Below are 12,355 nucleotides of genomic sequence, written 5' to 3' on the forward strand. Positions count from 1 at the left end.
GCTAAGGCGCCGGGCATCCTTTCAAAGACGGCAAGGATGCTGTAGCGCTTCGGCTTGCGCGTGACCTTGCCATGTCTGCCTGGTCATGCGCCAAGGGATGGAGAGGTGTTTGGTTTCGGTTGCGCGTATCAGGCAAAGCATTCGCCGGGTGCCCGTCGTGATTCTCGCCCTTGCCGTGCTTGTCGTCACCGCCGCCGGCGCTTTCCACGCCCCTGCATTCGCGCAGGAGGAAAGCCGTGGCTGGTCGCTGCGCGACCTTCTGTTCCCGCGCCGCAGCGAACGCGTCGAGCCGCCGGTCGAAGTCCAGAAACCGCGGCCGAAACCCAAGAAGAAGCCTAAGCCGCGCCCGCCGGCGGAGCCGGAAACGCCGTTCGTCGAGAAGACGAGCGACGCCCGGGTCGTGCTGGTGGTCGGCGATTTTCTGGCGGGTGGGCTGGCGGAGGGCCTGGACACGGCCTTTGCCGACAATCCCGCCGTCAGGATCGTCTCCCGCGCCAACGGTTCGTCCGGCTTCGTCCGTGACGATGTCTACAATTGGCCAGCCCAGATAAAATCGTTGATCGAAACCGAGAAACCTGCGGTCGTGATCGTCATGCTGGGTTCCAACGATCGCCAGCAGATGAAGGTCGGCGACGTGCGCGAGCAGCCGCGCTCGGAGAACTGGACCAAGGAATATGAGCGACGCACCGATGCGCTCGGCAAGGCCATACAGGACACCAAGGTGCCATTCCTGTGGGTCGGCATGCCGGCTTTCGGTGTGTCGAAGATGAATTCCGACATGCTCGCCTTCAACGACATCTATCATTCGGCCGCCCAAAGCCATGGCGGAGAGTTCGTCGATGTCTGGGACGGCTTTGTCGACGAGAACGGCGCTTTCGTCACCTCCGGCCCGGACATCAACGGCCAGCCGGTCCGCCTGCGTTCCGACGACGGCATCAACGTCACCAAGGCCGGCAAGCGCAAGCTTGCTTTCTACACGGAAAAGCCATTGGCAAAGATACTCGGCCTGGCGGCGCCGGGAAGCGTCACGACCATGTCGGCGCCGGCCGGCGCCCCGGTCCAGGCGCCGAAGCCGGCCGCCGCGCCCGTCATCGTCGACCGCACCGCGCCGATGCTGCTCGGCGACCCGGCGCTCGACGGCGGCACCGAACTGCTCGGTGCCGCACAACCGGCCAGGGCGGATCCGAACCTGCCCGGCGAGAAACTGATCCTTGAAGGCAAGGCGCCCGCCGCTTCGCCCGGCCGCGCGGACGATTTCTCCTGGCCGCCGAAGCCGCCGGCGACCGCCGCCGCTCAACCTGATACGGCGGGCGTCAATCAGTAGCTCATCGACTCGGAGACCGTTTCAGAAATTCGCTCCCGCGACTCGGATGGTGGTGTTTCGAGCACCGGCCTACGCCGGCCATAGCCTTAATTGCCACACCGTTTCTCATTGATGCTTCGGCCGGCGGAAGCGCAGAAAAGGCCATCAGTTGGCCGTAGGAGTAGAATTTCCAAACCGTCTCAGCGCGGCAGCACCGTCGATCCCATCAGCGCCTCGTCGATCGAGCGCGCCGCCTGACGGCCCTCGCGGATCGCCCAGACCACCAGCGACTGGCCGCGGCGCACGTCGCCCGCCGCATAGAGCTTGTCGACGCTGGTCTTGTAGTCGCGGTCGTTGGCCTCGACATTTTTCGAGCGCCGGCTGTCGGTGACGACCTTGATCTTGCCGTCGAGCTCTTTCATCAGGCTGTCGCTCGCCGGTCCGGCGAAGCCGATGGCGATGAAGGCGAGATCGGCGCGGATGACGAACTCGGTGCCGGGGATCGGCTTGCGCTTCTCGTCGACCTCGCAGCAACGCACACCGGTCAGTTGGCCGTCCTCGCCGATGAATTCGAGCGTCGCCACCTGGAATTCGCGCTCGGCGCCCTCGGCTTGCGAGGAGGATGTGCGCATCTTGGTCGCCCAATAGGGCCAGACCGCGAGCTTGTCTTCCTTCTCCGGCGGCTGCGGGCGGATGTCGAGTTGCGTCACGCGCACCGCGCCCTGGCGGAAGGCGGTGCCGATGCAGTCGGACGCGGTGTCGCCGCCGCCGACCACGACGACATGCTGGCCGCCGGCGATAATCGGGTGCGAGGGCCAGGCCACCGACTGGATCGGCTCGCCGCCGACGCGGCGGTTCTGCTGCACGAGGTAGGGCATCGCGTCATAGACGCCGCTGAGGTCGCTGCCCGGAATGCCGGCCGGGCGCGGCGTTTCGGAGCCGCCGCAATAGAGCACGGCGTCGAATTCCTCGAGGAGATCGGCCACCTTCATGTCGACGCCGACATTGATGCCGCAATGGAAGGTCACGCCCTCGCCCCGCATCTGCTCGATGCGCCGGTCGATATAGTGCTTCTCGATCTTGAAGTCGGGGATGCCGTAGCGCATCAGCCCGCCCGGGCGGCTCTCGCGCTCATAGACATGCACGTCGTGGCCGACGCGGCCGAGCTGCTGCGCCGCTGCCATGCCGGCCGGGCCCGAGCCAATGATGGCGACACGCTTGCCGGTCTTCTTCTCCGGCGGATAGGGCCGGATATGGCCGGTCTCGTAAGCCTTGTCGGCGATCGCCTGCTCGATCGTCTTGATGGCAACCGGAATGTCCTCGAGGTTCAGCGTGCAGGCTTCCTCGCACGGCGCCGGGCAGATGCGGCCGGTGAATTCCGGAAAATTGTTGGTCGAATGCAGGTTGCGGATCGCGCTATCCCAATCGCCATTGTAGACGAGGTCGTTCCAGTCCGGGATCTGGTTGTGGATCGGACAGCCGGTCGGCCCATGGCAGAACGGAATGCCGCAATCCATGCAGCGCGCGGCCTGTTTCTCGACCTCCTTGTCGGACATCGGCAGCGTGAATTCGCGGAAATGCCTGATGCGGTCGGAGGCCGGCTGGTACTTATGCACCTGCCGGTCGATCTCGAGAAACCCTGTTACCTTGCCCATAGTCCAGTCCCTGCTGTCCGAAGGCACGCTTTTGCAGCGCACCCGTTAACCCCATAAGGCTGCCGTGGCAACCTTCGTTCCGAGGTCGGGATTGTTGGTGAGGATGCCGGCCGGGGCATTGTCTCCCCGGCCACGCCACTGCTTATTCCGCCGCCACGCTCATGCGCATGCGTTCCATCTCGATCAAGGCGCGGCGATACTCGACCGGCATGATTTTCCGGAATTTCGGCCGGAAGCTCTGCCAATTCTCGAGGATCTCGCGGCCGCGCACCGAACCGGTGAAATGCACGTGGTTCGAGATCAGCTGGTAGAGCCGTTCCTCGTCATGGCTGGTCATGTCGCCCGACACGTCGACGCGGCCCTTGTGGTCGAGGTCGCCGCCATGATGGAGCAGCTTCTCCATGAGGTCGTCCTCCTCCGGAACCGGCTCGAGTTCGACCATCGCCATGTTGCAGCGTTCGGCGAAATCGCCCTCCTCGTCCAGCACATATGCGACGCCGCCCGACATGCCGGCCGCGAAGTTGCGCCCCGTCTTGCCGATGACGACGACGATGCCGCCGGTCATGTATTCGCAGCCATGGTCGCCGACGCCCTCGACGACGGCGACAACGCCGGAGTTGCGCACGGCGAAACGCTCGCCGGCGACGCCGGCGAAATAGGCCTCGCCTTCGGTGGCGCCGTAAAGCACCGTGTTGCCGACGATGATCGAGTCCGCCGCAACGATCTTGGCTTCTTCCGGCGGGCGGATGACGATGCGGCCGCCCGACAGGCCCTTGCCGACATAGTCATTGCCGGCGCCGACCAGCTCGAACGAGACGCCGCGCGCCAGGAATGCGCCGAAGGACTGGCCGGCGGTGCCGGTGAGCTTCACCTGGATCGTATCTTCCCGAAGGCCTTTGTGCTTGAAGCGCTTGGCGACTTCACCCGACAGCATCGCGCCGGTAGAGCGGTCGACATTGCGGATCGGCAGCTCGATGGTCACGGGCTGCCTGGCCTCCAGCGCCGGCTTCGCCAGCTCGATCAGCTTGCGGTCGAGCACGTCGTCGATCGGATGCTTCTGCCGCTCCGTCCAATGCAGCGCCTCATGCGGCGCGTCGGGCTTGTAGAACATCTTCGAGAAATCGAGCCCCCGCGCTTTCCAGTGCTGGATCACGTCGCGCTTTTCCAGGAGATCGGTGTCGCCGATGATCTGGTCGAGATGGGTGAATCCCATTTCGGCAAGCAGCGCGCGTACCTCTTCCGCCACGTAGAAGAAGAAGTTGATGACGTGCTCGGGCGTGCCCTTGAAGCGCTTGCGCAGCACCGGGTCCTGCGTCGCCACGCCGACGGGGCAGGTGTTGAGGTGGCACTTGCGCATCATGATGCAGCCGGCCGCGATCAGCGGCGCGGTCGAGAAGCCGAACTCGTCGGCGCCGAGCAGCGCGCCGATGATGACGTCGCGCCCGGTGCGCAAGCCGCCATCGACCTGCAGCGCGACGCGCGAACGCAAACCGTTGAGCACCAGCGTCTGATGCGTTTCGGCCAAGCCCATTTCCCACGGGCTGCCGGCATGCTTGAGCGAGGTCAGCGGCGAAGCGCCGGTGCCGCCGTCATAGCCGGAGATGGTGATGTGGTCGGCGCGCGCCTTGGCGACGCCCGCCGCGACCGTGCCGACGCCGACCTCCGACACCAGCTTGACGGAGACGTCGGCCGCCGGATTGACGTTCTTCAGGTCGTAGATCAGCTGCGCCAGATCCTCGATCGAATAGATGTCGTGATGCGGCGGCGGCGAGATCAGACCGACGCCGGGCGTAGAATGCCTAACCTTGGCGATGGTGGCATCGACCTTATGGCCGGGCAACTGGCCGCCCTCGCCGGGCTTGGCGCCTTGGGCCACCTTGATCTGCATGACATCGGAATTGACCAGATATTCCGCCGTGACGCCGAACCGCCCCGAGGCGACCTGCTTGATCGCCGAGCGTTCCGGGTTCTTGCCGCCGCCGGGCAGCGGCAAATAGCGGTCGGCCTCTTCGCCGCCCTCCCCGGTGTTCGACTTGCCGCCGATGGCGTTCATCGCGCGCGCCAGCGTGGTGTGCGCCTCCCGCGAGATCGAGCCGAAAGACATCGCCCCGGTCGAGAAGCGCTTGACGATCTCGGCCGCCGGCATGACGTCCTCGAGCGCGACCTTCTTGCGGCCGGTCTCTTCGGCGAGCTTGATCTTGAACAGGCCGCGGATGGTCTGCGCTCTGGCCGTCGCGCTGTCGATCTGCGACGAATACTCCTTGAACGTATCCCAGGAGCCCTGCCGCACGGCGTGCTGCAGGCTGGCGACCGCATCGGGCGACCACATATGCGCCTCGCCGCGCATGCGGAACATGTACTCGCCGCCGACCTCGAGGTTGTTGCGCAGCACCGGATCGCTGCCGAAGGCGTCCGAGTGGCGGCTAAGCGTCTCGGTGGCGATCTCGTCCAGGCCGACGCCTTCGATCAGCGTCGCCGTGCCGGTGAAATACTTCTCCACGAAATCGGACTTCAGGCCGATGGCGTCGAAGATCTGCGCGCCGCAATAGGACTGGTAAGTCGAGATGCCCATCTTGGACATCACCTTGAGGATGCCCTTGCCGATCGACTTTATGTAGCGCGACACCACCTCGTATTCGTCGACCTCTTCCGGCAGCTCGCCGCGCTTATGCATGTCGAGCAGCGTGTCGAAGGCGAGATAAGGGTTGATCGCCTCGGCGCCGTAGCCTGCCAGGCAGCAGAAGTGATGCACCTCGCGCGGCTCGCCGGATTCCACCACGAGGCCGACCGCGGTGCGCAGGCCCTTGCGGATCAGGTGATGATGCACCGCCGCCGTCGCCAGCAGCGATGGGATGGCGATGCGATCCGGCCCGACCTGGCGGTCGGACAGGATGATGATGTTGTAGCCGCCGGCGACCGCCGCCTCCGCGCGCTCGCAGAGCCGGTCGATGGCGCCCTGCATGCCCGCGGCGCCTTCGTTCGAGCCGTAGGTGATGTCGATCGTCTTGGTGTCGAAACGGTCCTCGGTGTGGCCGATCGAGCGGATCTTCTCCAGATCGCCATTGGTCAGGATCGGCTGGCGCACCTCAAGCCGCTTGCGGCGCGACGTGCCGACTAGGTCGAAGATGTTCGGCCGCGGCCCGATGAACGACACCAGGCTCATCACCAGCTCCTCGCGGATCGGGTCGATCGGCGGGTTGGTGACCTGGGCGAAGTTCTGCTTGAAATAAGTGTAGAGCAGCTTCGACTTGTCCGACATCGCCGAGATCGGCGTGTCGGTGCCCATCGAACCGACCGCTTCCTGGCCGGTGGTGGCCATCGGCGCCATCAGAAGCTTGGTGTCTTCCTGCGTGTAGCCGAAGGCCTGCTGGCGATCGAGCAGGCTGACATCCTTGCGCAGCGCGCGCGGCTCGACCGGCTTCAGGTCTTCGAGGATGAGCTGCGTGTTGGCAAGCCAGGTCTTGTAGGGATGCCTGGTCGCGATCTCCGACTTGATCTCCTCGTCGGAGACGATGCGGCCCTTGGCGAGGTCGATCAGCAGCATGCGGCCGGGCTGCAGCCGCCACTTCTGCACGATCTTCTCTTCCGGCACCGGCAGCGCGCCGGCTTCCGATGCCATGATGACGCGGTCGTCGTCGGTGACTATGTAGCGCGCCGGCCGCAGGCCATTGCGGTCGAGCGTGGCGCCGATCTGACGGCCGTCGGTGAACACGACCGCCGCAGGCCCATCCCACGGCTCCATAAGCGCCGCATGATACTCGTAGAAAGCCTTGCGATCGGCGTCCATGAGCTTGTTGCCGGCCCAGGCTTCGGGGATCAGCATCATCATGGCGTGGGTGAGCGAGTAGCCGCCCTGGAACAGGAACTCGAGCGCATTGTCGAAGCACGCCGTGTCCGACTGGCCCTCATAGGAAATCGGCCAGAGCTTCGAGATGTTGTTGCCGAACAGCTCGGAATCGACCGAGGCCTGGCGCGCCGCCATCCAGTTGTTGTTGCCGCGAACGGTGTTGATCTCGCCGTTATGCGCGACCATGCGGTAGGGATGCGCCAGCTTCCACGACGGGAAGGTGTTGGTCGAGAAGCGCTGGTGAACGAGGATCAGCGCCGTCTCAAAGCGCGGATCCTTGAGGTCCTTGTAATAGGCGCCGACCTGGTAAGCCAGGAACATGCCCTTGTAGACGATGGTGCGCGCCGACAGCGACACGCAATAGGCGCCGACATCCTTATTGTCGTTCTCGGCATAGATGCGGCCCGAGATCACCTTGCGCAGCAGATAAAGCCGCGCCTCATACTCCTCGTCGTCCGGGATGTCGGCCGTGCGGCCGATGAACACTTGGCGGTGGAACGGCTCGGAGGCCACGATATCCGGCGCCTTCGACAGCGATGAATTGTCGACCGGCACGTCGCGGAAGCCGATGAGCGGCAGCCCTTCCGACTGCGCCGATTCGGCGATGATTTCCTCGATATGGGCGCGAAGCGCCGCATCCTGCGGCATGAACCAGTGGCCGACGCCGTATTGGCCCGCCGGCGGCAGTTCGACGCCCTTGGCCGCCATTTCCTCGCGGAAGAAAGCGTCCGGGATCTGCACCAGCACGCCGGCGCCGTCGCCGACCAGCGGGTCGGCGCCGACGGCGCCGCGATGGGTGAGGTTTTCCAGCATCGCCAGACCGTCCTCGACGATCTCGTGCGACTTCACGCCCTTCATGTTGGCGATGAAGCCGACGCCGCAGGCGTCATGCTCGTTGCGCGGATCGTAGAGGCCTTGGGCGGCCGGGCCGTTAGTGGTTCGGCCGGCTTTGGTCGGGACGGTATTTTTAACGGCTGCCGCTTTCGTCTGCGCGGCCTGGCCGTTGATCGCAGATGGCGTCAGTTCCGTCATCGTCCTATCCTCCGTTCTCCACCTTGGCCCCGACTGTCTCAGGGCGCTGGTTTGCCTTGGGAAGCGCTAATGCTTCCCCTTCATCCTGCTGCACGTCTCGCGAAATCCATCGAACCATACGGCTATACGCCCGGTTCGCATCCGGTATCGTACAGGCCAGAGCCGGGCCGTCTACCCGCCGCTCGCGACAATGGCCGGATTGGCAGTGATGACACGCCAGTCCAGCCTGTTTCGTGCGACAAAATAAGACAGCACTACTGTCCTAAATTTTTTATGGCAGAAATCAGGAGGCCACACAAGACTGATTCACAAAAAACTTGGTCGTGCCGCGACACAAAATTTCGTGACGAGCACCGGAAACGCAAGCTTCGGTCCGTGGCCTTTCGAGGGGACGCGCTGGCTTCACCGCTTTGCCAGCGATTGGCCCTTGCGCTTCAACCGCCAAAGCGGTCAAGTCCCGCCGCCTTTGCCAATCACGATATGGACCTCTCGATGTTCTTTGCCTCCGACAACTGGGTGGGCGTCCACCCCGACATTTCCGCCAATCTGTCGCGCCATGCCGCCGGCATCGCTGTCGCTTATGGCGATGGCGATCTGGATCGCGCCGTCTATCGCCGCTTCAGCGAGATCTTCGAGCGCGAGGTGCAGGTCTTCTTCGTCGCGACCGGCACGGCGGCCAATGCGCTTTCGATGGCTGCAGTGAACCGCATCGGCGGCATCGCGCTCTGCCACTCCGAAGCGCATATGAATGTCGACGAGTTCGGCGCGATGGGTTTTTACACCGGCGGCGCGCGCATGGCGCCGGTGCCGGGGCCGCTGGGGCGCATGAACCCCGAAGCTCTCGACCGCGCCATCAAGCGCTATTCGCAGGATCTGGCCCCCGCCGGCCAGCCGATGGCGGTCACCCTCACCCAGGCGACAGAGGTCGGCACGGTCTATAGCGTCGACGACGTCAAGACGGTCGCCGAGGTCAGCCACCGCCACAAGCTGCCGCTGCACATGGATGGCGCGCGCTTCGCCAATGCGATTGCGGCGACCGGCGTCAGCCCAGCCGAAATGACCTGGAAGAGCGGCGTCGACCTCATCTCCTTCGGCGGCACCAAGAATGGCTGCTGGATGGCCGACGCGGTGGTGATCCTCAATCCCGATGTCGGCAAGGACCTGCGCCTGCTGCGTCAGCGCGCCGGACAGACCTTCTCCAAGGCCCGCTTCATCTCGGCCCAGTTCGAGGCCTATTTCACCGACGATTTGTGGCTGAAGATGGCGGCACACGCCAATCAGATGGCCGCGCATCTGGCGGAAACGATCGAGGACGCGCCGACCGGCAAGCTCGCCTGGCTGCCGCAGGCCAACGAGGTCTTCGCCATCCTCGCCCGCGAGACAGCCGAGAAGCTGCAGGCGGCCGGCGCCAAATTCTACGAATGGGGCCTTCCGCAGGGTTTCGATGGCCATCTCGGAGAGGAGGAAGCGATCTACCGTTTCGTCGCCAGCTTCGCGACCACGACGGAAGAGATCGACCGTCTCGGTCAGCTGCTCGCCTGAGTTTCCAGCCATGGCCAGGCCGTCTCTCGCCTCGACAATGCGCCTGGTCCGCCCAGCGCCGAATGTGCTGGGCTTTTATGACGGCCGCGTCGATGGCGTCCGCATCTGGTCGGACGAGCCGAACTGGCTGGACGACGGCGCTTATACGCTCGGCATCTGCACCTATGCGATCGTCGACGGATCGCAGGCGCTTGTCTACGACACGCATATCTCCCTGCCGCATGCCCGCTTCATCCGGCAGACGCTCGAAGACATGGGCGTGACCTCGACACGCGTCGTGCTCAGCCACTGGCATGACGACCATATCGCCGGCAACGAGGTGTTCAAGGATTGCGAGATCATCGCCAACCGCCTCACCGCCGCGGCGCTCGAACGCGGCCGCGCCGAGATCGAGGGTGGCAATCCGCCGATCAAGCCCCTCGTCCTGCCCAACAGAATGTTCGAGGGCAGCCTCAGTCTGATGGTAGGAGCGATCCCCATCGAACTCCGCCACGTGGAAGTCCACAGCTGTGACGGCACGGTGCTGCTGATGCCCGACGCCGGCCTGCTTTTGGCGGGCGACACGCTGGAAGACTCCGTCACCTATGTTTCGGAACCGGAACGCCTGGGCGAGCATCTGGTCGACCTCGAGCGCATGGCCGGCTGGCGGTTCGATCGAATCCTGCCCAACCACGGTTCCTTGCGGGCAATCGAAGCGGGTGGCTATGACAGAAGCCTCATCGGCGCCACACAGGCCTATATTCGCAAGCTGCTTGCCTGCCGGCATGATCCGGACCTGGCAAGGCAGGATCTAAGGACCTTCGGCGCCGACATGTTTGCCACGACGGCAACCGAATATTTTGCGCCATACGAAGCCGTTCATCGGCAGAATGTCGAAGCCGTCGTCGCGGCAAAAAGCCGATAGCCAGAAAGGCTCGGCACAATAAAAAGCGGCGCCTCTCGGCGCCGCTTTCGTCTCGGGAGGGAGACGTTGTCTGGGATGGAGACCGCGGGTTACGCGGCGGCCTTGGCCTCGATCTGCTTGGCCTTGTCCGAGGACGAGGTGATCGCGATCTTGCGCGGCTTCAGCTCCTCGGGAATGTTGCGCTTGAGATCGACGAAGAGCAGACCGTTCTTCAGCGTGGCGCCTTCCACTTCGACGTGGTCGGCAAGCTGGAAGCGACGCTCGAAGGACCTCGAGGCAATGCCGCGATACAGCAGCTCCGAACCCTCGCTGTTGTTCTCTTCCTTGCGCTCGCCCTTGACGGTCAGCACGTTGCGGTGGGCTTCGATCGAGATTTCGTCTTCCGAGAAGCCGGCAACGGCCATCGAGATGCGATAGGCGTTCTCGCCGGTGCGCTCGATGTTATAGGGCGGGTAAGTCTGCGCGGTCTCGGGCTGGCCGAGCGAGTCGAGCATGGTGAACAGCCGGTCGAAGCCGACGGTCGAACGATAAAGCGGGGAAAAATCAACGTGACGCATAAGTGTTCTCCTGTTGAGCAACATGGTTTGCGTGTGACCCGGTGCGAAACCCTCGCAAGGCGTTCCGGATAGGCCAGCGGCCCCGACATCGGCGGCCGCAACCTCATTTGGGAAGCTCAAAAAGCCATTTCAAGGTTTTCTTCGCATCGCAATGTGGCCACGTTGATGAATGGCGGATGAACCGCCGCTTCGGCATCCGTTCAGTCATTCAGCGCTAAGCTTTGACCAACATGACGGACAAGCGGCGCATCGATCCCAGCGCCGCGACGAGGCCGAACCGGGTGCAACGTCCCTTCCTCCCGGATCGACAGAGGCCGGAAGTGCGCCGCAGGCACTTCCGGCCTCCCCTTCACTATAGCGTCGCGCGTCCTCCGGACGCGCTAGGACGATGTAGCACTTTTGATTTCGCGCATGGCCCTTTCCGAAAAACGATTCCGATTTCGGGTTATGCGCGGGGGTGCCGCTTAAAAGCTCGCAGCGCTTTGCTTTTGCCGGCTGGCCGTCTATCACCATGCCGACGCCTCGCCCGTCCGGGCAAAGAACAAGCAACGACACCGAATGACGGATCTTTTCCATCTGACCGAGGACAATCCCCTGCCGCAGAACGCTGCGGGCGGCTTCTTCACCACGCGTGACGGCAAGAAGATCCGCTACGGCGTTTTCGCCGCTGTCACCCGGCCGCTCCAGGGCACGGTGGTTCTGCTGACCGGGCGCAACGAATGCATCGAGAAATATTTCGAGACCATCCGCGATCTCGCCGATCGCGGCTTCGGCGTCGCCATCCTCGACTGGCGCGGCCAGGGCGATTCCAGCCGCCTGCTGCGTGACCGCCAGCGCGGCTATGTGCGCAGCTTCCGCGACTACACGCGCGACCTCGAGCAATTTTTCGAGGAGGTCGTGCTGCCCGACTGCCGCGGCCCCTATTACATCCTCGCCCACTCGACCGGAGCCGTGATCGCGCTGCTTGCCTCGCCGTCCATGGTCAACCGGGTGCGGCGCATGGTGCTGCTGGCGCCTTTTCTGGAGGTGCCGGACCTGCCGGTCTCGATCGCCACGGTGCGACGCGTCTGCGCGATCTTCTGCGCGCTAGGTCTCGGGTGGCTCTATGCCGCGCTCGGTCCGCGGCCGAAGGTGCCGCCGCCTTTCGAGGTGAACAAGGTGACCTCGGACCCTGAGCGCTACCGGCGCAATGCCGGCATCTACGAGGCCTGGCCGCAGCTGGCGCTCGGCGGCCCGACCATCCGCTGGCTGAAGGCGGCGGCCGCGGCTGCGCATGCCGTCAGCGATCCGGATTTCATGGCAAGGATCAGGGTGCCGATGCTGATCGTCGCCGCCGGCGCCGACCGGGTGGTCTCGACCAAAGCGGTGGAAGCCTATGCCAGGAAATTGCGCGTCGGCTCGCTGCTGATGATCGACGGCGCCCAGCACGAGATCCTGCAGGAGAAGGACATCTACCGCGAACAGTTCCTGGCCGCCTTCGACGCCTTCATTCCCGGCACCGGCGACGCTCCCTGA

At 64.3% G+C, this 12,355-nt stretch carries 7 protein-coding genes; 4 read left to right on the forward strand and 3 right to left on the reverse strand.

Translation table 11 applies throughout. The features are described from left to right. The first annotated feature begins 109 nt into the window (after positions 1-109). On the forward strand, positions 110-1,324 hold the full coding sequence (locus tag ACVMIM_RS30825; protein ID WP_476116611.1) for an SGNH/GDSL hydrolase family protein: 1,215 nt from the start codon (positions 110-112) through the stop codon (positions 1,322-1,324). Between the two features lie 179 nt (positions 1,325-1,503). Here ACVMIM_RS30825 and ACVMIM_RS30830 read toward each other — a convergent pair whose 3' ends face one another. After that, on the reverse strand, positions 1,504-2,958 hold the full coding sequence (locus tag ACVMIM_RS30830) for a glutamate synthase subunit beta (RefSeq protein ID WP_040997214.1): 1,455 nt from the start codon (positions 2,956-2,958) through the stop codon (positions 1,504-1,506). 142 nt (positions 2,959-3,100) lie between these two features. Continuing rightward, entirely contained in the window at positions 3,101-7,837 is a 4,737-nt protein-coding gene (gene gltB / locus ACVMIM_RS30835) for a glutamate synthase large subunit (protein ID WP_476116614.1), read from the reverse strand. 492 nt (positions 7,838-8,329) lie between these two features. Between gltB and ACVMIM_RS30840 the strand changes: the two genes are divergently transcribed. Beyond that, entirely contained in the window at positions 8,330-9,379 is a 1,050-nt protein-coding gene (locus tag ACVMIM_RS30840; RefSeq protein WP_476116616.1) for a threonine aldolase family protein, read from the forward strand. 10 nt (positions 9,380-9,389) lie between these two features. Then, positions 9,390-10,283 (forward strand): MBL fold metallo-hydrolase, encoded by an 894-nt coding sequence (locus tag ACVMIM_RS30845; RefSeq protein WP_476116618.1) that lies wholly within the window; start codon positions 9,390-9,392, stop codon positions 10,281-10,283. Between the two features lie 89 nt (positions 10,284-10,372). Here ACVMIM_RS30845 and ACVMIM_RS30850 read toward each other — a convergent pair whose 3' ends face one another. Continuing rightward, entirely contained in the window at positions 10,373-10,840 is a 468-nt protein-coding gene (locus tag ACVMIM_RS30850) for an Hsp20 family protein (protein WP_040997220.1), read from the reverse strand. A gap of 558 nt (positions 10,841-11,398) precedes the next feature. On the opposite strand from ACVMIM_RS30850, the gene ACVMIM_RS30855 reads away from it, so the two are divergent. After that, on the forward strand, positions 11,399-12,355 hold the full coding sequence (locus ACVMIM_RS30855) for an alpha/beta fold hydrolase (protein WP_476116620.1): 957 nt from the start codon (positions 11,399-11,401) through the stop codon (positions 12,353-12,355).

This window comes from Mesorhizobium sp. USDA 4413 (assembly GCF_056280365.1).